The sequence below is a fragment of the Thiocapsa marina 5811 genome, from assembly GCF_000223985.1.
GTDB classification, from domain to species: domain Bacteria; phylum Pseudomonadota; class Gammaproteobacteria; order Chromatiales; family Chromatiaceae; genus Thiocapsa; species Thiocapsa marina.
Window position 1 is genome coordinate 81,333 of sequence record NZ_AFWV01000012.1, and the last position, 25,690, is coordinate 107,022.

Here is a 25,690-nt window from a genome sequence, read left to right on the forward strand (position 1 = left end):
GGCGCGGCCATGCCGATCCAACAAACGACGCATACCGCACCGTGCGCGGTTTAAGTTGCGGTTGACCCTTTCCCGACGCGGATGCGCTCCAGCCGCGTCCAGGCATCCAGGATACAGGCGACCGACCAGGCTTGCGCCGGACAGCCGCGCGGCCGGTGAGGCGGGTCGCCGTCGAAGATCTCGGCGACGGTGCCGACCCCGCCGTCCCGAAGGTGATCGGGGATCGGGTCGAGCCGTGCTTGCGCCGCCGCCGCATCGCCGGTTACCCGATATTCCGCGAGGGCATAGTGCCCCAGCAGCCAGGCCCAGACCGTGCCTTGATGGTAGGCCGCATCGCGATGCCGGACATCCCCTTCGTAACGACCCCGATACTCCGGGTCTTCTTGCGCCAAGGAGCGCAGGCCGAAGGGACAGAGTAGATGGCGTGCGCAGACCTCGACCACAGAGGCCCGGGCGGGCGGGTCGAGCGACGAGTGGGTCAGGCTGACCGCGAAGATCTGATTCGGGCGAATTCTCGAGTCGTTGCCGTCCGGGCCATCGATGACATCGTAGAGGCCCGTGCCGTCCGGACGCAGGAATCGGGTGAAGCCGGTCTGCGCTCGATCCGCCGCCCTGCGATAGGGCTGTGGATCGCGCCCGAGGCGCTCGGCGAAGTCGGCCATGACCCGCAGCCCGTGATACCAGAGTGCATTGATCTCCACCGGTTTGCCGATCCTCGGGGTCACCACCCAATCGTCGACCTTCGCATCCATCCAGGTGAGCTGCACACCCGGCTCGCCGGCGCGGATCAGGCCGTCGCTCGGATCCATGCCGATCCCGTAGCGCGTTCCCTCGCGGTAGTGTGCGACGATCGACTCCAGGATCGGGAACACCCGGGCGAGTGCGGCGAGATCGTCGGATGCCTCGATGTAGGCGCGCCAGGCGTCGATGGACCAGAGTGCGGCATCGACCGTATTGTAGACGGGGGTCTCGCCTGCGCCGGGGAAGCGATTCGGCAGCATGCCGCGATCGACGAAACCCGCGAAGGTCTCGAGGATCCGCCTGGCGATCTCGGGTCGGCCGGTCGCGAGCGTCAGCCCGGGCAGGGCGATCATGGTGTCGCGACCCCAATCCCCGAACCAGGGGTAGCCGGCCACGACGGACATCCCGGCGGGCCGCGGCTGGCGAGCGGACGCGGTGCCGATCGGCCGCTCGATCAGGAAGCTGTCGGCGGCGAGGATGAGCTGCTCGATCCAGGCGGGGACGTCCGGGATCTGGTTGAGATGTGTCCGTGCGGTCCGAACGAGCGCGCGATCCTGCTGGCGGAATCGCTCGAATGCCTGCTCGGGATCCGGCGCGACGCCGGTCTCGGTCTCGGGTGCGACCGTCGCCGACACACCGCGCCATGCCGTCGTGCTCAGTGACAGCTCGGCGAAACCGACACGCAACAGGTCTTGTCGATCCGGCAGACCGCGTTCGCGCTCGATCGGCAAGTCGAAGCGCTCGATCCAGGCGCGGTCGATCCGCATGCGTGCGCCGAAGGCCATCAGGTGGATGTCGTGTCCGTCGGCGCATCGGGCCGTCAAGCGCGCGTCGCCGTCGAGGGTCAGGATCGGATCGAAATCGCCCCTGTGCCCGATGTGGTGATGGTCGCGATCGGCGAGGAGCAGGGCGATGCGCAGGCGCGGTGCCGCGTCCGTGCGGCCTTGGACGAGCCGATAGACCGACCAGACGCTGTCCTCGCCCGGCGGCATCCAGATGCGTTGCTCGACCAAGAGATCGCCGCAAGCCCAGCTCCAAACCGGCATACGCCCGTCGAGCCGAAAGGAGTCGATCAGCGAATGACCGTCCGGCTCGACGCAACCGTCGGCCCAGCGGTTGGTGAAGAGGGGCCAATGTCGCTCCCCGTCGATCAGGGTCGCGTCCAGCTTCGCGACCTGCAGCCGACGACCGAGCGGCGGATCGATCGTTGCGGTCAGGAGCCCGTGGTAGCCGCGGGTCAGGCTGCCGGCAACGGTGCCTGCGGCATAGCCGCCGCGGCCGTTGGTGATCCACCACTCATGGTGCTCGGCTCGGTCCAGTTCGGCTGAGGGTTTGGTCATGGGAGAACGCTCGGTTTGTTCGACAGGGTGTCGGAAGGGTTGCAAATCCGGCACTCTAGTCCAGAATTGCAAAAATGATTCCCCGCCATCTTGCGACACCTCTCGAGCATCGACTCAGCCGGTTTCCGGCTGTCGCCTTGCTCGGTCCTCGCCAGGTCGGCAAGACGACCTTGGCGATGTCGTGCCGCGCGGCCGACGATGCACTCTACCTGGATCTGGAGAATCCGGCCGATCTCGACAAGCTTTCGGATCCTCGGGGCTACCTCGAGGGGCGTCGCGGCCGTTTGACGATCATCGACGAGCGAACGTCAAGAAGCGCCTCGTCAAATCGCCCAAGGTGTACGTGCGCGACAGCGGGCTGGTCCACACCCTGTTGCGATTGGACACGCTCGACGACCTGCTCGGACACCCGGTCGCCGGCATGAGCTGGGAGGGGTTCGTCATCGAAACCCTGTTGAGGGCCGCGCCCGAACGAACCCAAGCGAGCTTCTACAGAACCGCAACCGGGGTGGAAATGGACCTGGTGCTCGAACTGCCGGGTAACCGGCTCTGGGCCGTCGAGATCAAACGCGGCCTAGCGCCCAAGACCGAGCCGGGCACGCGTACGGCCCTCGAAGACCTGAAGCCCGACCGAGCCTTTCTGGTCTACTCCGGTGATGAACGCTACCCGAGAGGTGGCGGAATCGAGACGATCGGGTTACGCCAATTGGCGCAAGAGCTGGCAATGCTGGACGCGGCGTGAGGCGCGATGGTCATTCGGTGTTGCCGAGCATCGCGCTCGATGTCCGGAGGCGTTCACTCCCGGCTAAACAGCGTCACCCGCGTGGGTCAAAGATATAGCGCTCGGAGCGCATCGGAATCGACGATGTGCAGATGTATTCGGTCGTCGCCGTCGTCGCACGCGGCGGCAAAGGCATCTCTGATTCCACCCGCATCCCCGGTCGAGAGTCCGTCCAAGCCGATCACCAGCCTGAACCGATTCATGCGTGCGTCATCGCGGTCGATCCGTCCCGACAGTGTCCACGCGTGAATGCCGCGATTCACGTCCTCGACGGACACGCCTTCGACCACATGGATCAGCAGTCGCCCTCCGATCGCGATCCGCCGAACGCTGCCGCCGCACGGCAGCGCCGGCCCCTCTCGCATCTCGACCCGCTCGAAGACCGCGTCCGGGCAGGTGCAGCCGAGCGTTCCGCGAACGAAACGCTCGAGCTCCGCACGTGCCGGACCCGACCCATCAGGGACGGATGTAGACATAACCCTGCGATTGCAGCTCCCCGATCCGGGTCACCCCACCCTGACTCACCTCGACGAATCCGGGCAGCAGCTCGTCGAGCTCCAGGTTGAACCCCTTGAGCGTGTTGCCGCACATCTCGAAGGCGACGCCCTGCTCTTGCAGCGACGCCACGCCGGAGCTCACCCTCTCCGTCGCTTCGATCTCGTTCAAGGCGTTGATCGCCGGCCCGTGCACGACCAGAACCATGTTGACGTTCTCGGGCCCACCGACCCCGTCGATATGATTCTGCATGTTGTTCAGCACGAAAGCCGCGCGATCCGGCTCCGAGAGGTGGTAGACGACATTAAGCTTTTCCGCCGCAACAGCAGCAGACGAGATGCCGATCAGTGCAACCAGCAAGGCAACAATCCGGACAGTCTTCATCATGCAATCCTCCTCTGTATCATTGTTATTCGAGTCGTGACGGCCAAGTCTCTCGGCTGTCGCGTCACCGCTCGATCAGGGTCGAGTCCTGTTTAGTCACGGTTTAGAAACCACTTAGCCATTCCGGTTCATTCTCCACTCTCCCCGACCCCTCTCCCGCGAGAGGCGAGGGGCTAAGATGGATCGCTTTTTATTGAACGGTTGCTTGCTTTTTCTCCTCTACACCTCGATCGCGTCAACGCCGTCGTCTCGGAGATCTCAAGGCGTCCGGTTCTCCACTCAACCGCACAGCAACCCCCGAGACGCGATCGAGTCTTAAAGCTCCTGCGACGCAAAATCCGCCAACCGCGACCGCTCCCCGCGCATCAGCGTGATGTGTCCGCTGTGCGGCCACTGCTTGAAACGGTCCACCACGTAGGTCAGGCCGGAGGTGGTCTCGGTCAAGTATGGCGTATCGATCTGGCTGATGTTTCCGAGACACACGAACTTGGTGCCCGGGCCGGAGCGGGTGATGAGGGTCTTCATCTGCTTGGCGGTGAGGTTCTGCGCCTCGTCCAGGATGATGTATTTGTTCAGGAAGGTACGCCCGCGCATGAAGTTGAGCGAGGAGATGCGGATCCGGTTGCGGATCAGATCGTTGGTCGCCGCGCGGCCCCATTCGCCGCCCTCGGGCTTGGTGAGCACCTCGAGGTTGTCCATGAGCGCACCCATCCAGGGCGTCATCTTCTCCTCCTCGGTGCCGGGCAGGAACCCGATGTCCTCGCCGACCGGGACCGTCACCCGTGTCATGATGATCTCGCGGTAGAGGTTACGGTCCAGCACCTGGGCGAGACCCGCGGCCAGTGCAAGGAGCGTCTTGCCGGTCCCTGCGGCCCCGAGCAGGGTGACGAAATCCAGGTCCGGATCCATCAGCATGTTGAGCGCGAAGTTCTGCTCGCGGTTGCGCGCCGTGATGCCCCAGACCCCGTGGCGTTGCAGTCGATAGTCGTCGACCAGCTCGATGACGGCCTCGGTCTCGCTGGGCTTCTCGCGTACGATCGCCTCGAAGGCGCCGTCCTCGCCCAGAGCGAGACATTCGGCGGGATACCAGTCCGCGATGTCCGGCCCGGAGACGCGATAGAGCGTGCGACCCTCCTCCTTCCAGGCAGCGAGCGACTTCTCGTGGTGCTCCCAGAAATCCTCCGGGAGTGCCTCCAATCCCGTGTAGAGCAGGTTGACGTCGTCGAGGACCTGGTCGTTGGAGTAGTCCTCCGCCGGGATGCCGAGCACCGCCGCCTTGATGCGCAGGTTGATGTCTTTGGAGACGATAATGACCTGACGATCGGTCCGTCGCTTGCTCAACGCCTGTGCGGTGCCCAGGATGTTGTTGTCCGCTCCGCTGCCCGGCAGCGAGGCCGGCAGCTTCAGATCGAGCGGCTCGGTTTGAAAGAAAAGCCGTCCGGTGGACGGCTGCGCGATGCCGCCGCCGGCCGAGACCGGGCCGATCAGAAGGCCCGCGTCGATCTCGTCCTTGTCCGCGTCGGACATGAGCTGATCGAGAAACCGACTGACCTGGCGGACGTTGCGCGCGACCTCGGACAAGCCCTTCTTTCCGTGATCGAGCTCTTCGAGCACGATCATGGGCAGGAAGATGTCGTGCTCCTGGAAACGAAAGATCGCAGTGGGGTCGTGCATCAGCACGTTGGTGTCCAGAACGAAGAGGCAGGTCTTGTCGTTTTCGCGTTTGATCATGGGCATCGGCTACCGGAGCGCCGCACCGGAGCACTCGGCAGCGGCGATCGATCGGGTGGAGGAGGGGATTTGCGTCTCTCGGCGGGGCCGATCGAGAGGGGATCGACACAGACGCGTGCGTCGATCCCGTCTCGCTCCGGGGTGCCGCGACCTCCGCGCGGGTGGACGCGGCACCGCGAAGCGCGACCTAGCCGGCCTTGAGTCGTTGCGCCGCGGTGAGCACGGCGGCCACGTGGTCCTTGACCTTGACCCCGCGCCATTCCTCGCGCAGCACGCCTTCGGCATCGATCAGGAAGGTACTGCGCTCGACCCCGAGGCTCTCTTTGCCGTACATCTTCTTCATCTTGATGACATCGAATGCCTTACAGAGCGTTTCGTCCTTGTCCGAGAGCAGATCGAAGGGGAAGGATTGCTTGGCCTTGAAGTTGTCCTGGGCCTTGATGCCGTCGCGCGAGGCGCCGAGGATCTGCGTATCGGCCGCCGCGAAGGCGTCCGCCGCATCGCGAAAATCCTGGCCTTCCTGCGTACAGCCGGGCGTGCTGGCCTTGGGGTAGAAATAGAGGACGAGGTTCTTGCCGCGGTAGTCCGAGAGCTTCACGCTCTTCTCGCCCGTGGCGGGCAGCTCGATATCCGGAATGGTTTCGCCGATCGCGACGCTCATGCTGGGTACCTCCACTCTCGAGTGATGATGGTGTGCGGTGGATTTGGTGGCGGCCCGCGGCGTTTTATACCGGCCTCGATCCTGGAACCCGCCGAATTCTGCGCCGGCGCTGGTGGACTGCGCTGCGCTTGTCCACCCTACAGCGCTTGTCCACCCTCGCGCACGGCCCTTCGTACCGCCCGGCGCACCTTTTCAGCCGGTCGGACTCAGCCCTTGATCGGCTCGAGCACCGCGTCGAGGTTCAGCCCGTCGCAGTAATCCATGAACTCCTCGCGCAGACCGGCGATGTGCATGTCCGACGGGATACCGACCGTCATGTGTACCGCGAACATGGTGGTCCCGGTGTGGGCCGCGGCGTAGGTGGAGGTCGACATATCCTCAATGTTGATCTTGCGCTCGGAAAAGAAGCCGGCGAGGTTGTTGACGATCCCGGGATGGTCCATCGAGATCACGTCGACCGCGTACGGAAGCAGATTTCGGCCGGTGGCGCGTTCGCCGGTGCGCTTGGAGATGATCGTCATCCCGAGCTGGCGCTCGAGCTCCGGGAGGGCATTTTCGATCTTGGCCAACGTGTTCCATTTGCCTTCGACCAAGAGGATCGCCGCAAACTCGCCGCCGAGGACCGTCATGCGGCTGTCCTCGATATTGCAACCGTGCTCGAGCACGGTTTTGGAAATCTGGTTGACGATACCCGGGTGGTCTTCGCCGAGTGCCGAGATCACGAGGTAGGTCTTCTGCTTGGTCATATCCTTGCCGAGGTTTGCGGGTTACGAGTACCGCTCGGAGTGTAGCATGGGCCATCGGACCCCTGCATAGGGCTGGCGGGCGGCGCGCCGGCGCGGTTTGCGGGCCGGCGCGCAATGGCGCCCGATCTCATGTCCGTGGAGGGCATTCCCTTCGATGCGCCGCGCCAATAGGAGATCTCCCGCCTCGAGCGCGCCGATCGCTCGGGATGCGTTTGGAGCGAGAATCGCGGCCGGCGCGTGTCGTCAGGACGGCGACCCGCTCCGCGAATCGTCCGAAGGTGCCTGCAGGGGGTACCAGGTATCGTCGCGCGCGGCCGGCAAGAGATCGCGTCTCAGCTGCTTGAGTGCCTCCGAGGTCCGCGCGGCCCCGCCTGCGCCGAAGGGGTCCTCGGAGTCGAGCACGTCGCCGAGCTCCGCGTCGATCTGATCCGGATCCTCGCCCGCCTCCATGCGACGGATCGCCTCCGCCATCCCGTCGCCGAGCTTCAGACCCGTCGCCTCGAACAGCTTGCGCATGGTCTGCGCCGCCTGCTTCGGGTCGTCCTGATCGAGATTCTCCAGCTCCCCGGCCATCGAGGCGAAGGCGTTCATCAACTTCGCCTCGTCCAGACCGGCGGGCAGATCGTCCGCCTCCGCGTCCTCGCCGTCTTGCCCACGCTGGCGGCTGATCGCAAACAGGCTCGCCTGCCGACCCAGCTCCGGCCGCCCGCAGCGCGGACATGCTGGGCGCGTCTCGGTATCGACCCGGCGCGAGAAGAAGTTGAAGATGGCATGGCAGTCGGGGCAGTAAAACTCGTAGACCGGCATGGTGTTGTCTCCGTCGAATGGCTCGGCGCATTCTATACCGAGCGCGCTTGTGTTTTACGCCGCATTGCGCGCCCCGCGCACGCCGGAGGGGCCGGCGCAGCGCCCGAATCCTCGCGTCCCGAAGCGACGCACGCGATCCCGGTGTATCGGGACTTTTATCGGAGAGAATCGAAGCCCCGATGTCCATCGTCGAGAAGAGTGACAGGTTGTATTCCCTGCTGATTGCGCTGACGCTATGCCTTTCGGCCGCAGTCGCGACATCAACGTCCGCCGCTCCCCAAGCCGTGCATCTCGGCGAGCGCGCCAACTTCGATTACCCCAAGGTGCCCAACGACCATCGACATCTGCGGCGTTTGGTGAACAACGCCTTCAGCTACCTCGATCCGGCACACCGGATCATCGACCCGGTATCCGGTTATCCGGTCGAGGGTTGGAATCAGGAGCCGGCTAAAGGGCTCTTTCTTCGCTCGTTCACCCAGCTCACGGCGATCGGCGCCTGGATCGAGCTGCTGGCCAACATCGCGGCAGGCCAGGCCGACAATCCCTACATCTCGCGCGACGCCGCCTTGGACGGGCTCGCGCTCGCGGTGGCGACACTCGGCGCCGATCAGCGCGATCCCGACCTTGCCGCGAAGGGGTTGCTTTCGAATTTCATGGGGTTCGACGGCGGGCAGCGCCGTGGCCCACTGCTGGAATCCATCGAGCGACGCCGCTTCACCGACACCTTCGGCGAGCGCGACGGGCAGGCGATCTGGCAGGCCCTCCTGGAGAAGGGGTGGCTGCACGAGGAAGACAACGGCCGAAACGGCAGGATCCTCCGTCGCGAAGGCTACGGGGCGCTCCATTTCGACGGGGCGCTTGAACCCTATGCCGATCCGGCTCGGCAAGCCGCCATCATGGGGCTCCTCGATCAACGCGTCGTCACCATCATCTTCGGCGACAACGCCAACCTGACGGCCGCCTTGGCGAGAGCGATCGGCGCGCTCCTGCAGCCCGAGATCCGAGACGTGCCGCAGGTCGTCGCCCTACGGGATGCGATGGAGCGTTTCATCGAGGCCCAAAAAGAAGGCTATGCCCATCTGTTCGACCCGCAGACCGGGACCTTCATGTTCGGCTGGGACGCGACGTCGGATCGGTTCGTCGGTTGGGAGGACGGTCGGGGGAACCGGGTCACCGGGCAGATGAACTATTTCATCAACGAGTTCCGCGGACCCTTGATATTCACCGTGCTGCGCTACGGACTGCCGGTCGCGGCGATCCGCAACGCCGGATTCAAGATCAAACCCTACCGACTGTCCGACGGACGCGACACCTATGCTCTGGCCGCCTGGGACGGGTCGGCCTTCCAATTGCTCGGGCTCTCGCTCTTCATGCAGGAGCTCCGCAACCCGGCCTGGCGGAGCGCTCTGGAAACACTCGTCGACATCGAGCTTGATTTCTCGACCCGGCATAAGCTGCCCGGACTCCTCTCGGAGGCCTACAGCGGCCGCGGGACCGAATACACCGGTCTGATCGGGATCGGCGACCTCGCGGTGACCGAATCTCCGCTCGACACGCAGGCCCCATCGCTCTACAGCCTCGGCGTTGCCTACGGGATCGCACCCGAGCAGGTGAATGGGTTTCTGCAGACCGAGTGGGCGCGCATCTCGAGCCTCTTCACCGATCACGGTCCGTGGGAAGGTTGGAACACGGCCACCGACACAGTGATCCCCTACCAGACGACCGTCCACACCCTGTCGCTGATTCTCGGGGGAATCAACACCGCACACGAGAACATGCGTCGCTATCTCGACGCGAAGAACCTCTCCGGCCCGCTCGAAGCGCTCTACACGCCCGGGCAGAGGATCGACCTCCTGGCCGCCGAGAACCGGATCATCCCCTGGACCGCGCAGGAGGAGCCGATCGCCTTCGCGCGCGAGGCGGGGACACCCCGTTTCGCGTCGACGATCAAGGGCAGCGGAGGGCTCGCGTTCGTTCTCCCGGCAGGCCAAGGGGTGAGCCTCTCGAACGGCACGCTGTCGATCCGGCTCACCTCCGAGACCGAGATCGAGGATGCCGTCATCGCCTTCAAGCGCGCGACCGACGACACCCATCCGCCGCCTGCGATTCCCATCGAGATCTTCGCACGCGTTCCAAAGGCCGAAGACAGCACGATCGAGGTCGTCCTCCCTGCAACGCCGGCCCTGCAGGGGATCTCGGAGGTCTCGCTGACCTTCCGCAGCCACGAGCAACCGGCACGGGTTGATCTTGCGATTAGAGCGTTCGATTTTGTGCCTTTCGAGGTTGCGCTGGAGCCCTGATCGCGCGGGGGGTCTCGCTCGTGAGGCCGGCCACCCGAAACTTCGGTCGCTCGTGACACCCGCTCTGCGGTGTCACGCATGCCCCTGGCGCTCCGCGCCACGTGCCAGGATGGCCGGAGTTACGAGCAAGGCCTGCGCGGGGCTCACCATGGCCTGTTTGGGTTGTTGGTCGATTTCTTCCCTTCAATGAGGCCCGGCGAACTCGCCGGGGAAATGCCTCGCTGGCTTGCGCGGCCTCGGCCTGGACCTTGGCGCTTCAATGAGGCCCCGGCAGATTCGCCGGGGAAATCGTTTGCCAGGCTCGGGATCTTCTGCGGATCGTCGTAGGCTTCAACGAGGCCCCGGCAAATTCGCCGGGGAAATTCGGCGTCTCGGGCGTCGGCTACGCGGTAAGTGTCAAGGTAGTTGTCGCATCAATCATGTCATGTTTGCGTCGGCCTTCTCCTGGTCGCGAGGGGGTTTTCCCGGGTTGAGCAAGACCGAAGCGGGCGGCGTCCAATTGCGGGTGGATCCGGACCAGCGCGTCGGGTTGTCGTCTCTGGCGGCTCGATAGAGCGCGTCGCGCCGTGCCAGCAGGTCGCCATCCTCGCCGCGATGGCGCTGTGCCGGGGTGACGAACTTCAGCGCGCTGTGCAGGTGGATGGTGTTGTACCAGGCGGTGAATGTCGTCATCCAGCGTCGTGCCGCCTCGACGTCGTCGAAGGGATCGGAGGGGAAGTCCGGGCGGCCCTTGACGGTGTTGAACAGCGACTCCGAATAGGGGTTGTCGTTGCTCACGGCCGGGCGACTGAAGGACGGTACGACCCCGAGGCGTTGGAGCATCACCAGCATGGTGGCGCCTTTCATCGGCGAGCCGTTGTCCGAGTGCAGGACCAGTGTGCCCGGGTGCACGCCTTCACGCAGGTAAGCCTTCTGGAAGACGCCGGCGGCGTGCGCGGCGGACTCCTGCGGGTAGACCTCCCAGCCGACGATCTTGCGGCTGTAGACATCCATGATCAGGTACAGATAGAAGAACATCCCCTGCACGGTACTGGCCAGGTAGGTGATGTCCCAGCTCCAAACCCGATTCGGCCCGGTCGCCTCCAACGGCTGCGGGCGCACCCGTGCCGGCGCCTTGACGCGACCGCGGCGGGCGAGCTGCCCGGCGGCGCGCAGTACGCGGTAGAAGGTCGACTCGGATCCCAGGTAGCAGCCCTCGTCGGCCAGCGCCGGGACGATCTGATGCGGGCTCAAGCTCGCGAACCGGGGCGCGTTGGCGGCCGTCAGGACGGCTTCTCGCTCGTGGGGCGAGAGCCGATTGGCCGGGGTGCGCACCGCGCCTTCGGTCCGGTGCTCGCGCGTGCGCCCATCGCCGCCGATCGCGCCGTCGCGACGCCAGCGCTGCAGGGTGCGCTCGGACAGCCCCACGGCGGCGCAGGCGCGACTCAGGCGGGCGCCCTCGGCACAGGCTTGCTCGATGTACTCGCTCACTTGTACGCGCCGCTCATAGGTGAGCGAGCGTCCTCTGGCTCCTCCCAGATCGCCCGGACTTTTTTTTGGAGTACCAGCAACGTGGCGGCTTCGGCCAAGGCCCGGTCCTTGCGCTGCAACTCCCGACCCAGGCGCAGGATCTCCGCCTGCTCGGCGCGCCGCTCGGCCCGCTCGGTCTTGCTCGCCAAGGGCGCATTGGCGTGCTGGCAGGTCGCGCGCCACGCGCTGATCTGCTCGGCGAACAGACCCTTGCGTCGACAGTACGCGCCCAGCTCCAACTCGTTGAGGGTGGCGGTCTCCACCACCACGGCAAACTTCTCCTCGCTGTCGAGCGTGGCGTCAGGTACCGTCGATGCCCGCGGTCGACGGGCCCGACCCAGCGCCTCGCGCCGCCAGCCGTAGAGGGTGTCGCGCGGGATGCCGGTTTGCGCGGCCAACTGCGGCACGCCGACGTTGTTGGGCGGCAGCAGCTTCGTCAGGATGCTGTCTTTCAGCTCACTCGAATAGGTCGTCTTGTCGGTCGCCTTGTCATGCCTCGGGGCGCTTGCGTCGCGCCCTCCGGGGTCAGCCGTTCAGTCGCCCTACGGGCTCCTTCCCGGCTGACCCCGGAGGGCGCAAAGCCCCGGGTCGGTGATGCCCCATCCTCCCACACACTCTCCCAAAGGGAGGCGACATCTATCCTGACACCTGGGGTACGAGGGCGTCGTCTGGCTTCAATGAGGCCCCGGCAAATTCGCCGGGGAAATCAATTGATTCTGATCCGATAGCGATAGCCGCAAACCCTGCTTCAATGAGGCCCCGGCAAATTCGCCGGGGAAATCCAAAAAATCCAGGGCGAATTGGCGCTCGCCCAAGAGGGCTTCAATGAGGCCCCGGCAAATTCGCCGGGGAAATCATCACCGGGAAACCCTGGGGCGCGCCAACGAAGCCGCGCTTCAATGAGGCCCCGGCAGATTCGCCGGGGAAATTAGCGCGCCCTCGGCGAGACTCTGCCGGGTACATGCCTGCTTCAATGAGGCCCCGGCAGATTCGCCGAGGAAATCGAGCCAGGTATAGGCGAAAATCATCAGCGCCGAAATGCTTCAATGAGGCCCCGGCAGATTCGCCGGGGAAATGAATGGTAGGCTGGAGGCTACGACACCATCTCAGCAGCTTCAATGAGGCCCCGGCAGATTCGCCGGGGAAATGCGAGCTGTCGTTCACCCCGATGGGCGCGGACCACCGCTTCAATGAGGCCCCGGCAGATTCGCCGGGGAAATAATCGCCGACGATCAACCGCCGACCAGAGGTCGTCGGCTTCAATGAGGCCCCGGCAGATTCGCCGGGGAAATCTCTCTCTCAAAACCGCACAGCAATAGGGATCCCACTGCTTCAATGAGGCCCCGGCAGATTCGCCGGGGAAATGACGGTCACGCTGTTGCGCAGCAGCGTCATGGCATCGTCGCTTCAATGAGGCCCCGGCAGATTCGCCGGGGAAATGACACCAAGCTCGCTTTGGTCCTGCACGCCGAGGAGCTTCAATGAGGCCCCGGCAGATTCGCCGGGGAAATGTGTTGTCTGCGCGATCCGGCGCCTCGGCGCCTTCCGCAGCTTCAATGAGGCCCCGGCAGATTCGCCGGGGAAATGGTTTCGATCGCCTCCGGAACGGCCTACATCAGCGGGCTTCAATGAGGCCCCGGCAGATTCGCCGGGGAAATGGTTTCGATCGCCTCCGGAACGGCCTACATCAGCGGGCTTCAATGAGGCCCCGGCAGATTCGCCGGGGAAATGTCGATAGCCTGTCGTCTTTGGAGCCGATTATCTGGGCTTCAATGAGGCCCCGGCAGATTCGCCGGGGAAATTCCGCGACTGGGGCGCGCATGAATTTATCCGCAAGGCTTCAATGAGGCCCCGGCAGATTCGCCGGGGAAATCGGCTTTCTCGACGGCTCAATTCGCGTACTGGTCTCGCTTCAATGAGGCCCCGGCAGATTCGCCGGGGAAATTCTATGACGAGGCGATGGCCGATACCGACCTGGACGTGCTTCAATGAGGCCCCGGCAGATTCGCCGGGGAAATCTCGCCGCGCTACGCAACGCCGACCGACCCCTGTCCGCGCTTCAATGAGGCCCCGGCAGATTCGCCGGGGAAATCGCGCTGCGACAGGCCGAGAGGCTGGCGGAGCAGGAGGTGCTTCAATGAGGCCCCGGCAGATTCGCCGGGGAAATACGACGGCGTTTGGGATACGGATTGCGGCAACCGCTTCGCTTCAATGAGGCCCCGGCAGATTCGCCGGGGAAATCCGGTGGTGCGTGTGCTCTCGATGCAGATGGTCTATCCGCTTCAATGAGGCCCCGGCAGATTCGCCGGGGAAATGGCACCGCCGGCAGCCCGTTTCCTGGGCGGGCTGCGGGGGATTTTGCGAGCAGTGATGCTGCTCCGGTAGCCTGCCAACATCAGAGGTGATACTTCGAGTCAGCATTGTAGTCGATCACACTGGTTTTTAAAGAGCTATGTTCTGCGAGCGCTGCCGGGATTTTAGGTGCTATCGGAGCGCTCTCGTGCTCGCGGCAGGATCTCCGTCGAAGTCAGGGCTCGCGGTCTGCCGATGCGTTTCCCTGTATCCGTGCCGTGTCGCCCGATATGCTCAGACAATGACTGGCTCATGCTCGATCGGCGTGAAGCTGGTCTTGCCGAGGCTAACAACCCTGGGTGAGACATTCTCCGCGTGACCGAAGTCGAGGAGTAATATGTGGTCTTCGGTGTGGTGGATGATGCCATCGAGCAAAGCGACCAGCTCCGCGTGCTGTTTGGGTGTCAACCGACACTGGAAGACCGACAGTTGCATCCATTCGCCGAAACCTTTCATGAGCTTAAAGACGCGTCTCCAGCGTTTCTGGTCCGAGATGTCGTAGGCGACGATGTAGAGCCGTTGGTCCATGTTATGCGGACTCCGTCAACGTGGCGTGAAGTTGGGGTAATCATCGAGCTCGCCGAGAATATGCCGTGCGAGCAGTCGGGCTTGGACCTCCAGCAGACGTCGGTAGCTGAGCCGGTAGCCTAAGACCGGATGGGTAACCTCCTGAGCAAGCCGGCGCTCGAACGTCCCGATGAATCGCTTTCGGCCATCGTTTGTCAACGAAACGCTGCCTGCTGCTTGGATGAAATCCGTGGGCCGGACTTCGCCGTTGTTGATCGCCTGGATCACCGCGGAATCGGCGAGCAGCGGTCGAAAGGGTTCCATCAGATCCAATGCCAATGTAGGGCGGCCGTAGCGTGGTTGGTGATAAAACCCAAGGTAAGGATCGAAGCCGACCGCAGACAAGGTGACGGTCCAAGTGCGTGCCAGCAATCCGTAAGCGTATGAGAGCAAAGCATTGACGGGATCCGTCGGTGGTCGACGGTTGCGGGTCCGGAAGTCGAAGGTGAGTACCGAGGCATCGCCGGGCGGTCTGATGAGATTCGAAAGCGCCCCGAAATAACGGGCCGCACCGCTGCCCTCGACGCCCAACAACTCGGAGAGGTCTGCCGCGCGACGTGTCCTCTTGACGTCCCCGTTGAGCGATTCCAGCAGTGCTTCCGGGGCTCCGCCTTCGGTCTTCCAGTTGCGGCGCAGCATGGTTCGCGCGTTTCGTAGCTTTCCTTCGACAAGTCCCTTGGCGAATCGAAGACAAAAGGACTCATCGTCGGCCGACCTGAATTGGGCGCGGCGAAGCTCGACGTTTTTGTGCCCGGTCCCGATCGTGTGGCCCATGAACCAACCGCCGTGGCTGTGCCAAGTGATCGGGACGTTGCGGCGCATCAGCTCCTGCATCGTTGGCGTGGTCACGTAGACGTTTCCGAAGAGTGCGAGCTGAGAGACGTCCATCAGACGCACGCTCTGGACCTTCTTGTCGTCGATAGAGACCTCCAGTTGCTCTCCGGATTTCGAAACCTTGGCGTGGAACGCCTGGACGTAAAGCGGCATCGCGGTGTCCAGGCCGACGGCCAGTGGTCGCGGGGCAATGTCGATACCCCGGAAGAAGTTGATCTCGTCCGGCAGACAGATGCCAACAAGAGAACATCGAGGACACTTCGGGCTGTCTTCCAACGGCAGGGGGATCCGGCCGCCGGCCGCGACGAAGCGCAACCCGTCGATGGTCCGCTTGGTCAAGGCGCGCAACTCTTCGTCCAGCGCGATCCGGACACGCTCGCGGCTCGCGGCGTAATAGAGGATGCCTTCTTCGCAGGTGTAGCCGTGCTCCTCCAGGATCATGCCCTGGACGCAGATCTGAACACGCTCGGGGTCGTAGGCGCCGTGGCTCACATGCGGGCGCTTGCCGCGCTTGTAGTCGACCGGCGTAACGACCCTGCCTTCGCCCTCGATCAGGTCCATACGCGCGATCAGCCCGAGGCGGTTGGACGACAAGGTAATGGAGCGGGCGTGGATTTTTTCGTCCGGCTCGGCCTGGTCCGCTTCCGGGAGTGTGCCGCTGCCCTTGTCGACCTTGCGATGGACGTAGCGCCCTTCGACCGTGTCGGCGGAGTCGTCCCACTCGCCCTGGACCCACTCCAGATAGGCCAAGCGCGGGCAGTAGCAAAATTCGTTGATCATTCGCGCTGGTAATAGCGGGACATCTCGGACCATCTCCGGGAAAGGCAGCTCAAGCTCTCCTTGCTGGGGGATCGAATCATTCGACATGGCATGGTCCCTCCATCCTCGATCGTCATCTCGGCGAATGTGTCGGCCAACGCAAGCGTGGCCAACGACCCTCGGAGTGTTGCATACGATGCGTGGCGTGCTACGCTTTGTGATACGAAATGTAACCCGGAACGAAAGACATGGGCGCACTCAGTCTGCGTCTCCCCGACGATCTTGAGCAAAGGCTCAACCGCGAAGCGGAGTTGGCGGGACGGCCGCGTTCGGAGGTGATCCGAGAAGCCGTCATGCAGTTCATCGCACAGCGCGAGCGCGAGCGCTTCATGGCCGAGTACGTGGCGGAGGCCAAAGCCGGATACAGCGATCCGGCGCTGCGCCTCGAGGCGCTTGAGATAGTCGAAGAAGCCATGCCGCTGGACAACGAGGCCCTCGACCGCGCGGAGGGGCCGAAGCCGGACGATGCGTCGTCGAACGGCGACTCCGGCGAGCCCTGGTGGCGATGATGCGCCGCGGTGAGGTCTGGGTCGCGAACCTTAACCCGCCACGCGGGCGAGAGATCGGGAAGATCAGGCCCGTCCTCGTCATGCAGAGCGACGAGCTGAATGCCGCGACAACCCCGATGGTCGTGTGTCTGCCGCTGACCAGCCAGGTTTACCCCGGCTTTCGGCGTTGGCGCGTCACCCTCCCGGCCCGCGACCGGCTCTTGAAACCCTGCCAAGTCATCACGGATCAGCCCCGCACGATCGACCGCGAGCGCTTCGGCGACGGGCCGCTGACTGCGCTGACCGATGAGGAGATGGCGGAGGTGGAGCGCGGGTTGCGGGCTGTTTTGGGGATGTGGTGAACCTCTGGGCATCCCTCGGCGCTCCGATGGTTAGGTTTCCGCCTGAAAGAGTCCAAGCCCGAAATGACTGCCGTATCCAATGCAGAGTGGACCTCGCACAGGCACGGCGAAACGCAAGCTGAGCGCGAAGCCGCAGTCGACCGGTGGCGCAGGGCCGTTGCGACGGGTGCGGACGAAATGCCGGAAGAACGCCCATCGAGGGCTAGCCACTTCTGGCTCGATCCCCGAACCTTGTTCGTCGTCGGAAAGCATCCGGATGACGGGTCTGCCACGACTCCAGGGGTCCATGCGCTCGATCTCGACCTGTTGTTTGATGCCTCGGGACAGCAGCTCCGACCGAATTTGTTCTTCCAGGCTGTTTCTTCCGCTCCGTTTGGTGAAACGAGGTGCGACGAAGGGCGTCAGGCTCACCCATTGCGTCGCACCTCCCGCCGGGCCGATCACATGCTCCATTCGCTCGCCGTATTCGCCTGTCAGCCCGCGGAGATCCGCGAGATTGCCAGCGGCTGCCAGTGCGATCTTGAGCCGGCCTACACCGCCTTTCATGTCGGTGTTGCGAACCCCGCGAATCGCGGACTGCGCGATCCAGTCAAGCCCCATGGGTGCCCAGATGAGGATGTGCTCCAGGTGTTGATCACCGTCCAGATCGAGCGGCAGGATGTGTGCGTGCCGATGAGCGCCCCTGAGCGGCCGACCCTCGGCATCGCAGCCTGAGATGACCGGAGAGTAGCCGGCAATACGCTTGATCCGTCCGCCAAGTGCTCGGTGCAGCAACTCTGCCTGCGGGAGCACCCGCGTGACGGCTGGCAGCGCATGATCGTTGCCGCTGTCGGTGGCGAGGGATAAGAGCATGGCCTCGACCGACGGTGCTTCGCGAGCGGATTGGCGGGGGCCGGGCGCACCCGATTCGAGCATGTCCGAGAGCCGCCAGTAGAAGACCCGTTGGCTTCCCGGCGGCTGACTCCAGCCGTGACTTCGCAGCCAATTCGTATCGGCTTGAAGACACGCGATGAGGTCGGCGGGGTAGGGCAAGGTGGCCCTTGCCTGCTTGGTCAGCAGTGCCTTGGTCGGCTTCTTCCCGGCTGGCGGCTGAAGAGGCTCCAGGAGGCGAGCGGTGACTTCAGCGCGCCAACGATCGAATTCCGACGATCTCTGGGCCGCCATCACCGGCACTTGTTCCCAGCCGATCCCCGGATTGGACAGGGCGTCTGTCGGAAGGCAATTGGGTAAAGGACAGGCATCCTCGACCCTGGCGAGCTTGGCTTCAGTCCAACTTTCGGATCGGCCGAGATATCCGAGTCGTTCGGTAAGCGCTGCTAGCAGGGTCGACTCCTCGTCGGTCAGGTCGACATCCCAGGTGACCGCGACTGTCTGGTCTCCGAGCTGCGCCCAGGTATCGAAGACCAATGCCGTCTTCTCGCGTCCCTTGTCGATGGTGGCCAACGGCATGTAGTGCCGGGAGTGCGCCCCGACGGCTCGTGGGATGGCATAGCTGGGAAGAACATCGGCGAGCTTGAGAATCAGCGAACGCGCCAGCGGCGGTGGCTGGCTCTCCATCGGCTTGCAGAGATCGCCTTCCCAACCGAGTGAGTTGTAGCCGCAAGCCAACAAGGCTCGAAGCAGCCGCCACGGCGATGGAGGCCATTCGATCTGGCCTTCGTTGACATGATGGCCGCTCGGTGTGGTGTGATAACGCCCGCCGGGGAAGCGGATCAGCAGCGTGGGCATTCCATGCTCCTTTAGTCTTCAGTTTCTGCCTCGGTTTGCGCGTCGCGCTTCGGCACGATCTCATCGCCGTAGCTGGCTTTGGTTACTTCCATCGGTGGACTGCAGGCCGCAATCGCCTCTTTAAGCTCGGGCTCGATCTCGGCCAGCTTGGGCAACACGAAGTTCACCGGATTGATCGCAACGACGTGCTCGGTTGCGATGGTGAGATCGCAGGCGGTTCGCAGACGCAGCCCGGCGTCCAGGAGCGCTCTGAGTTTGTAGAGTGCCAGCAGGATCAAAAGTCTCTGAGCTGTGCCCTCGAGTCCGAAACCACGAATCTGAGCGAGGTCGAGGTTGACGTACAGGGTGAGCCGATCGGCAGTGAATTCGTCTCGTGCGAACGGGACGTTTCCAAATCCGACTTTGGTATCGCCTTGAGGGTTGACGTGATCGTTCTTCACTCCGCCCGATGCGGCGATCTGCACGCCATCGGCCTCGATGAAGGCGGAGAGGCTGCGCGCGACGCGCAGGCGTCCTCCTGCCAAGTCCTTCTTGGCCAGGAACACGCCATGGAGGAGGCAGCCGACGTCGAACTGAAGCAGCACGCCGGCGAGCTTTCGCCGGTTGACTGGGCCGGTTTCCATGACGCCGAGCGCCTCTTTCAACATCGACAAGAATGTCTTGCTCGACTCCTCCAGCAGGTAAGGGCTGTTGAGTCGATGCGACTCCAGAATCGTATCGGTCAGGAAGCTGCCATCGGATCGTTCGATCCGGACGTGGGATAGACCGCGGAGCGCTTGCTTGACGTCTTGCTCCGCCTCGTCCCAGGCCATCATCTCCAGGCGGTTCGCCATGCTCTGGGCGCTTTCAACCAGGAGCGAATCACCCTTCGATGTCCGGAACGTCGAGGCACCTAACCCCGGGAACCCGGTTGGCTGGAAGCGGTGGCCAAGTAACGGTTTGAGTGGAATCGCGAACAATAGGCGGTGGCTGTTATTGAGAGCGGCGAGATCGATTGCCATGGGTCAGTCCTCCTTGGTCGAGTCAATCGTCGGGTCGAGCCGACACAGATAACGGGTTGCGGTTGATGGCGAGATCGGGAAGGCGAGTGCGGCGGCCCAGCGCCGAGCCGTCGCGGCCGGGATGCTGGTCGAGCGGACCGCCGCTCTGATCCCGACCGAATGGAGCCGACGCAGTGCGAGCTGCAGTGCAGTCGCTGCATCACCATTGGCGAGCCGACGGAAGATCGCGGGATCGGTCCGGATTTCGATCTTAGTTGTCCCTCCGCTCACCCGGAGCGGCTCAGGCAACAGGGCGAGCCGCAGGACGAGCCAAGCGTCGTCGGGGATATCGTCGCTGATCGAATCGGAGGCGGGTCGGGAAAGGCCGACGGGTTCGCGCTGCCACTGCACTGGATTCAGGGCCATCAGCGCGCGAGCGAGGGCCATGGTTCGGTCGAGATCAATCGCGTCGCTACAGATTGCCGCCAGGTCGGGACTCAGTGCCGCAGCACGATAAGCCGCGCGCAGCGGCAATCGGCGCTGACCGTGCCGGGCTGCTTCGATCAGGCGACGTTCGACCAGTGCGAGCGCATCGTCGATGCCGATTCGCCCCCGCATAACCCGCTCCGGTCCCGCCAGCAGGTGCGTCTGTCCGCCGCTGCCGGCTTGGGCGAAGCGCTGCGGATTCCTTTGATCCAGCGGAAGCCAATGCCGGCGGACGCTGTTCCACCAAGGCGCGTCCGCTCCCTCGAAGCCGCCCTGTTGCAGCGCGAGTGCAACCGCGAGCCGAATCTCAGGCCGGCCGTCATCGGCGGCGGCGACCCAAGCCGGCCGCAGCCTGGGGATCGGACCGGCCTTGAAGCCACTCCCGTTGATTTGAACCGCTTCGATTCCAACCAGCGCCAAGAGTACACGCTGCCAGCGCATTGCCTCGGTCGGGTGCTGCGTGACGGCGAGTAGAGCGTCGCCGAGTTGGCGCTCGGCCTGCTTGAGTTGGCCGCTCGCGTTCTTGGAGCGCGCCTCCCGGCGAATCCGGACGAGCCATCCGTCCAGGTCGTCGAGGCATTCGATCCGTGACTCGGCATGCTCGGGGACACTGAAGCGACCCAACGGGACGGCGAGGTTTGATTGTCCATTTCGCTCGATATAACCGTACCGTTGGAAGCTGCTGATGCCTCTGGCGGTGCCAAGCCGCGCGATCGCGCGGGCAAGGTCCAACGGGGCGTTTGACGCGTGCGCGCCGATCTGGGAGCGGCCCTCTGCGAGCACTCGCTGCAACTCAGGCAATCGGAACGGTTGGCACCAGAGCGGCATCCATTGCTCTCCGCGGGCGCTCTCGTCGGATCCGGAGGCGCTCGCGTAGCCTGCGGCTTGAGCATCGACGGCAAAAGGTGCGGCGGCGCGGATCCCCTTCTTTGAGCCGAGCCTCCGAGTGGCATGCGCAGTGAAGAGGATCGAACCCTCCAGCATCAACAAAAAGTCGAGCGGATTGAGGAGGCTATTCCCGTCCGGCCCGTTGTCGTTGTTTGCGCCTCCGGCCGTTCCCGGCAGGTATTGTCCGACCGCGCAACCGGTTTGCGAGCCGGTTACTGGTTCCCCCCAAAGGGCACCGCGAATCCATTGTTCCGTTCCTTCTCGGTGTGTTCCCCGTGTTGAAGTGAGGTCGAAGATGTCACCAAGCCGTTGGAGAAAATTGTTTGTAAAATCCAAGCGTCCGTCGTTTCCGCCTGTTCCCAACAGCGAAGGAAACATGGCGCTGTCATCGTCAGAGAGAACCATCGCGGCGTCGATCCAGTCCCGGTGTGGACCACGCCAGGATCGACGGATGGCGGGAATAAGCTCGGCCTTGCATCGCTTGAAACGTCGCTCTGCCGCCGCAAGACGTTGCTTGTAATCAGCCGACGATCTGAGAGCTTCTCTCGCCGTCCGGCCGAGGCCCTTGGCCTTTGATTCAGCTTTGATTAGGCGGACGGATTGATCTGCATCGATCAGATCGTCTAGCAGATCTCTTGCGGCCTTGATGCCATCGCGCAGCTTGGAGAGACGCGGCGCTGTTGATTGTTCTACGGGGTGCAGACCGGCATCCTTCACGGAGTAGAACCCGGAACCTTTGTTCCAGGGCGAGAGCATCGGGGTTGGCTCGTAACCGGTCAGAAAGAAGCTGTTCAGCTCTTCCGCATCCAGCGTCGTCGACAATCTGAAGGTATCCCCATCCCACCATCCACGAGCCGACGCATCAGCCTGCTCCGCAACCAACCGCAGGATCCCAATCGCCTTCAGATAGTGGGCCAGCGGCGTGGGGGCGCAGCCGCCCAATCGGTGGATGTGGATCATGACTGCCTCTCCTTGGCGAAGCGCCCGAGCCAAACCTGAATCAGCGGTTGCCAGCTTGCCCGATCGGCTTCCTTGAGCGCAGCGAGATAGGCTCGGGTCTCGTCGCCCGGGTCCGGTGTTGGATCCATCGCGGGCAGTTCCAGTCTCCGCAGCAACTCGGCGATCAGCACGCGTGTGGTTCTGCCGTTGAAGTCTTCAAAGGGATGGATGGAGAGTAGCCTGCCCTCGGCGAACGCGAGCAGCTCCGGAATGCGGTCGTCCGATGGACCGGTCAGTGCAGAGAAGCGGGCCTGGAGATCCTGACAGTAATCGCGCATCAAAATTGGAACTTGGGGGAAACTCGGGGCCTGGTGGTCGCTGACCCGAACGTCGACGCGTCGCCAGCGTCCGGCGATCTCCGGGGTGAGATCCATGCAGATGCCGGCGTGCAGATCACGCAAAAAGTCCTCGTCGAGCGATCGTTCGGCGAGGTCGTCCTCCGCGATCGATTCCTCCATGCGCTCGACATTTCGGGCGAGATATGGCGCAAGCTGGGTGTAGCTCAGAACGCCCAGGGTCGTGTTCACATAGCGCGTTGCTCCATGAGGCGCTGTAGTTCTTCCTCCAGCATCTTCTCGTCCACCGGTTCGCCCTCGAAGGCCATGCTGCGGGCGACTTTCCGCGGGATTCGGCTCAGCCGAATCCGACGTCTCTCCTCCGGCGCCAGCTTCCGCCAGTCGGCGACGATCTGTTTCCAGTCGGTCTCTCCCATGAGGTTTCTCCAGCAAGGGGTCTTGTGTGGATAGTTGTGATGCGCGCTGGTCCGCCGCCCTAAGGATGGCCTCCAACCAGGCGAGTGTGAAGGGGCCGTGTCGGTCGAGAAGTCCGAGTACCCGGTCGGTCCAAGCCGCGCCGGTCGTGGGGCTGATGCCGGCCGCGGATGGAGCCAGATCAATGATGGTCTCCGGCAGCTCATGGGGTGTTCCGTCCATCGCGCAGAGCGGGACGGCCGGCAGGCGCTCGCCGTGACGGATACCGCGGATGCGCAGCACCGAATCGTTCGCGCTTTGGTCGGACTTCGCCGCATGCCAGGCCATACGTAGCTTGCCGTGGTGAGCGCAGACCAGATAGGCGAGGAGGTCGAAGTCCTGTGCGTCGAGTGCCAGGATCTCGTCTTCCAACGGCGTAGAGGGTGGCGGCTGCTGGCGCTGCAGCGATTGCCGCGGCGCACGCAAAACGGCCTGCTCGATCAGCTCGGTCCAGGGCCCGAGCAGGGCAGGATGTGTCGGGTTACGACGCTGCAGCACGCCGAACAGCGCGAGCGTGCTGGCTAGCTCGTGGCGGAATCCGGGTCTTCGCGAGCCGTCCGGCATCCGGTAAAGATTGGACCTCTTAAGCCAGGCCGCTTGGGGCGCTTTTGCGAGGTCGTCACGGCCTGCCTGCGGCGGGTCACCCTGAATCGAGCCGCGAAACGCGAGATGGACCTTGCCTCCGTCGTGCCAGCGGCCCGCAAGGCCAATGATGTCGGCGATCATGGGGGCAAGGATTCGAGCGATCGATCGCGCAAGCTCGCCTGTCTCGCGGCCATGGGTGGCAATGGTTTTCCAGTCGTAGGCGGACAAAGACTCGTCGTCTTGAGTCTCATCGGCCTGTTCGTCCAATGGTGCTGGATCGGATGAAACCGGCATCACCGGTCCGCTGTCGGGCCAAAAGCCTCGTGTTGGTTCATAACCGCCGCTGTCGGCCGCGACCAGTAGTGTCTGTCCGGGGTAGAGGTCGTTGCGCTTGGCGATGCGCCAGGCGCCGTCTTGGAAATCCCAAACCCATGCGCGTTTACCCGGCAAAAATGCGTCCGATTTGGGTTTAAGCAGCCAGTCGCGGGCCTTCAGAAAAGGCACTGCGCAAAGTGCATCTCGACCTGGTCTGATGTCGGCGGACGGTGCCCGTGTTTTCGGGTCGATCTCGGCCCAGAAGACATGCAGATCGCGCTCGTCTCCGGAGCGGATGAATCGGCTGATATCAATGTCGGCGCCGGATAGGTCTGGTGTCGTATCGAATAACTCGTCCAGCTCATGTCGCAGCAGAAGATGGGTGGGTTCGTAAGGGTAAAGTTCCGGAAGCAGATCGGGGTGGGTTTCTTCGAAACGCTCCAACGAGAGCGGCGAGACCTGGGGCGACCCATCGCTGCTTCCGGCGGCGAGCTGTCGCAGCGCATCTTCGGCGGCGGTGACGGCCGGCTCGTCGTAAGGTAGGGTCGTCTTCAGGGATTCGATCTTGACGATGAGAACCTGCCCGGTCCCGCCCCAGCGAGCGCAGCGGCCGAAGCGCTGAATGAGATTGGGCCAAGGCGCCGACTCGGTGACCAACAAACCGGACGAGATATCCACGCCGGCCTCTATCACTTGAGTTGTCACGATGATGCGATCGTTGTGTGGACCGCAGGCTGCACGGTTGAGGAAGTCAGTCTTCCAAACGCTGCGCTCATGAGCTCTGAAGCGGCTGTGGATCAGGCGTCGGTCGGTTCCCTCGAGCGAAGGGTCTTTCGTCAGCGCCTCCCAGACCTCGACGGCGCGGTCGACGGTGTTCATGACGACCAGGGTTGGCCCTGCCTCGCCGCCTCCGCTTTCCATATGGCGGTCGCGGATCTTTCCAGCCAGCGCCTTTACATTTGAGACCGTCTCTTGCGCGAAGGGCTTGAAGACGTCGTCCCAAAGGCTGCCCGTGCGGGCCTCGGCAGGTATCGCCGTGGCTCCGATGTCCCTCATCAGGACTTGTGTATCCGGACTCTTGGCCAACCACTCCGGCTGAAGCGTAGCGCTCATCCACCAGGTCCGGCAGGGGCGGATGGATTTTCCCGCAGCAAAGTCGGTGTCGCGGAATGCTTGAAGCTGCGCGGATGTGGCCAACCCGACGTCCATCAACTGAGCCTCGTCCATGACCCAGAGCGTATCTTGACCCAGAAGCCCGAACTCCATGGGCCAGCGTGCACGGGGGGCACCGTACCCGCGGTTTAGCGCTCGCGAAAGCAACATGTCCTGGGTGCCGATAATGACCGCAAAATGCTCCGGATACAGATGCCAGGCCCCGGGATCGCTGCCGCCCATGAGTGTGTGGACGCCGACCTTGCCGACGTGACCACTGCTGCCATCCCAGAGTAAGTCGAGTCGTTGAAGTGCGGCGCGGATTTCGTCCCCGGTCTGCTCGACGAGAACGCGCATCGGTAAGCACCAAACGAGACGTCGGGGCCACTCGTCGGCGTTGTGATGAACACGATGCCAGAGCCAGCAGCCGACAACTCCGTAGGTCTTACCGAATCCGGTCGGAACCCGCAATGTCTGGTTGCTGCATTGGTGTTCCTTTGCCAGTCGCTGCTGCCAATCCCAAGGCATACAGTCGCCTGTCAGCTCCTGAAAAAAAGCGTCATAGCTCATGCGCAGGGCTCCATTTCGCATGAATTGTCGATGTCGAGTCCTGAAACCGGTCGCCGGCCGTTACCGGATCGTGCTCAGGCTTGCCAAGCATAACCCCGTTCTCGCTGAAACCCGTCATGGTGCGCGTTGTCCATTTTCGATTGTCTTCCTTGCCGGACGGCGGAGCACTGCTCCGCGACAGACCCGATGGCCGCGGTGACTACGCTGTGTCCTCGGGAATAGTCACTGGTTGCGGCACTGCGACACCTTACCCCGCGCGGTGACTCACTACGTGAGCCTGTCGCGATCAACTTTTCGTCGACGCGAAAGGCATCCGGTCGA

18 protein-coding genes, 1 pseudogene and 1 CRISPR repeat array are annotated in these 25,690 nt (G+C 63.6%); of the genes and pseudogenes, 5 read left to right on the forward strand and 14 right to left on the reverse strand.

Going from position 1 to position 25,690, the window contains the following annotated elements:
- Positions 1–50: 50 nt before the first annotated feature.
- Positions 51–2,081 (reverse strand): amylo-alpha-1,6-glucosidase, encoded by a 2,031-nt coding sequence (locus THIMADRAFT_RS17600; protein WP_007194439.1) that lies wholly within the window; start codon positions 2,079–2,081, stop codon positions 51–53.
- 74 nt (positions 2,082–2,155) lie between these two features.
- Between THIMADRAFT_RS17600 and THIMADRAFT_RS28625 the strand changes: the two are divergent.
- Together THIMADRAFT_RS28625 and THIMADRAFT_RS28025 are read left to right on the forward strand one after the other, a co-directional pair.
- Positions 2,156–2,323 (forward strand): annotated as a pseudogene (locus THIMADRAFT_RS28625) (AAA family ATPase); the annotation flags it as partial.
- Positions 2,263–2,823: a DUF4143 domain-containing protein gene (locus THIMADRAFT_RS28025; RefSeq protein ID WP_407635155.1), complete on the forward strand. Its 561-nt coding sequence runs from the start codon at positions 2,263–2,265 to the stop codon at positions 2,821–2,823. The pseudogene THIMADRAFT_RS28625 and the gene THIMADRAFT_RS28025, both read left to right, overlap by 61 nt.
- An 86-nt stretch (positions 2,824–2,909) precedes the next feature.
- On the opposite strand, the gene THIMADRAFT_RS17610 is transcribed toward THIMADRAFT_RS28025, so the two are convergent.
- The 6 genes from THIMADRAFT_RS17610 to THIMADRAFT_RS17635 all read right to left on the reverse strand — a co-directional run bounded on the left by THIMADRAFT_RS17610 (position 2,910) and on the right by THIMADRAFT_RS17635 (position 7,686).
- On the reverse strand, positions 2,910–3,338 hold the full coding sequence (locus tag THIMADRAFT_RS17610) for a hypothetical protein (protein WP_007194441.1): 429 nt from the start codon (positions 3,336–3,338) through the stop codon (positions 2,910–2,912).
- Positions 3,319–3,744, reverse strand: a complete 426-nt coding sequence (locus tag THIMADRAFT_RS17615; RefSeq protein ID WP_007194442.1) for a DsrE family protein — start codon at positions 3,742–3,744, stop codon at positions 3,319–3,321. The genes THIMADRAFT_RS17610 and THIMADRAFT_RS17615 overlap by 20 nt, the downstream gene beginning before the upstream one ends.
- 312 nt (positions 3,745–4,056) lie before the next feature.
- The gene (locus tag THIMADRAFT_RS17620; RefSeq protein WP_007194443.1) at positions 4,057–5,472 is read right to left on the reverse strand and encodes a PhoH family protein; all 1,416 of its coding nucleotides are present in this window, start codon (positions 5,470–5,472) and stop codon (positions 4,057–4,059) included.
- Positions 5,473–5,659: 187 nt separating this feature from the next.
- Entirely contained in the window at positions 5,660–6,133 is a 474-nt protein-coding gene (locus THIMADRAFT_RS17625; RefSeq protein ID WP_007194444.1) for a peroxiredoxin, read from the reverse strand.
- A 206-nt stretch (positions 6,134–6,339) separates the two neighbouring features.
- The gene (locus tag THIMADRAFT_RS17630; RefSeq protein ID WP_007194445.1) at positions 6,340–6,879 is read right to left on the reverse strand and encodes a glycine cleavage system protein R; all 540 of its coding nucleotides are present in this window, start codon (positions 6,877–6,879) and stop codon (positions 6,340–6,342) included.
- Between the two features lie 243 nt (positions 6,880–7,122).
- The gene (locus THIMADRAFT_RS17635; protein WP_007194446.1) at positions 7,123–7,686 is read right to left on the reverse strand and encodes an FmdB family zinc ribbon protein; all 564 of its coding nucleotides are present in this window, start codon (positions 7,684–7,686) and stop codon (positions 7,123–7,125) included.
- Between the two features lie 179 nt (positions 7,687–7,865).
- Here THIMADRAFT_RS17635 and THIMADRAFT_RS17640 point away from each other — a divergent pair, with 179 nt between their 5' ends.
- Positions 7,866–9,986 (forward strand): hypothetical protein, encoded by a 2,121-nt coding sequence (locus tag THIMADRAFT_RS17640; RefSeq protein ID WP_007194447.1) that lies wholly within the window; start codon positions 7,866–7,868, stop codon positions 9,984–9,986.
- Between the two features lie 417 nt (positions 9,987–10,403).
- Here THIMADRAFT_RS17640 and THIMADRAFT_RS17645 read toward each other — a convergent pair.
- From THIMADRAFT_RS17645 to THIMADRAFT_RS17660, 3 genes are all read right to left on the reverse strand, one after another.
- A protein-coding gene (locus tag THIMADRAFT_RS17645) for an IS3 family transposase (protein WP_233490293.1) occupies positions 10,404–11,950 on the reverse strand; the annotation gives its coding sequence in 2 pieces (ribosomal slippage) (positions 10,404–11,515 and positions 11,515–11,950; 1,548 coding nt in all).
- A 216-nt stretch (positions 11,951–12,166) separates the two neighbouring features.
- Positions 12,167–13,810: direct repeats of the CRISPR family, unit length 36 nt; unit sequence GCTTCAATGAGGCCCCGGCAGATTCGCCGGGGAAAT.
- A gap of 271 nt (positions 13,811–14,081) precedes the next feature.
- Entirely contained in the window at positions 14,082–14,375 is a 294-nt protein-coding gene (gene cas2 / locus THIMADRAFT_RS17655) for a CRISPR-associated endonuclease Cas2 (RefSeq protein WP_007194450.1), read from the reverse strand.
- A gap of 15 nt (positions 14,376–14,390) precedes the next feature.
- Entirely contained in the window at positions 14,391–16,115 is a 1,725-nt protein-coding gene (locus tag THIMADRAFT_RS17660; RefSeq protein ID WP_007194451.1) for a CRISPR-associated endonuclease Cas4/Cas1, read from the reverse strand.
- Between the two features lie 140 nt (positions 16,116–16,255).
- Between THIMADRAFT_RS17660 and THIMADRAFT_RS17665 the strand changes: the two genes are divergently transcribed.
- On the forward strand, positions 16,256–16,576 hold the full coding sequence (locus tag THIMADRAFT_RS17665; protein WP_007194452.1) for a ribbon-helix-helix protein, CopG family: 321 nt from the start codon (positions 16,256–16,258) through the stop codon (positions 16,574–16,576).
- Positions 16,573–16,917, forward strand: coding sequence for a type II toxin-antitoxin system PemK/MazF family toxin (locus THIMADRAFT_RS17670; protein ID WP_007194453.1), 345 nt, complete (start codon positions 16,573–16,575; stop codon positions 16,915–16,917). Before THIMADRAFT_RS17665 ends, THIMADRAFT_RS17670 begins: the two co-directional genes overlap by 4 nt.
- A 30-nt stretch (positions 16,918–16,947) precedes the next feature.
- On the opposite strand, the gene csb2 is transcribed toward THIMADRAFT_RS17670, so the two are convergent.
- From csb2 to cas3g, 4 genes are read right to left on the reverse strand one after another with little or no spacing between them, the layout of a single operon-like run.
- Positions 16,948–18,645 (reverse strand): type I-G CRISPR-associated protein Csb2, encoded by a 1,698-nt coding sequence (gene csb2 / locus THIMADRAFT_RS17675; protein ID WP_007194454.1) that lies wholly within the window; start codon positions 18,643–18,645, stop codon positions 16,948–16,950.
- An 11-nt stretch (positions 18,646–18,656) separates the two neighbouring features.
- Positions 18,657–19,646 (reverse strand): type I-G CRISPR-associated RAMP protein Csb1/Cas7g, encoded by a 990-nt coding sequence (gene cas7g, locus THIMADRAFT_RS17680; RefSeq protein ID WP_007194455.1) that lies wholly within the window; start codon positions 19,644–19,646, stop codon positions 18,657–18,659.
- A 3-nt stretch (positions 19,647–19,649) separates the two neighbouring features.
- The gene (gene cas8g1, locus THIMADRAFT_RS17685) at positions 19,650–21,959 is read right to left on the reverse strand and encodes a type I-G CRISPR-associated protein Cas8g1/Csx17 (RefSeq protein ID WP_007194456.1); all 2,310 of its coding nucleotides are present in this window, start codon (positions 21,957–21,959) and stop codon (positions 19,650–19,652) included.
- A complete protein-coding gene (gene cas3g / locus THIMADRAFT_RS17690) occupies positions 21,956–25,369 on the reverse strand; it encodes a type I-G CRISPR-associated helicase/endonuclease Cas3g (protein WP_007194457.1) in 3,414 nt (1,137 codons plus the stop codon). The genes cas8g1 and cas3g overlap by 4 nt, the downstream gene beginning before the upstream one ends.
- Positions 25,370–25,690: the final 321 nt, after the last annotated feature.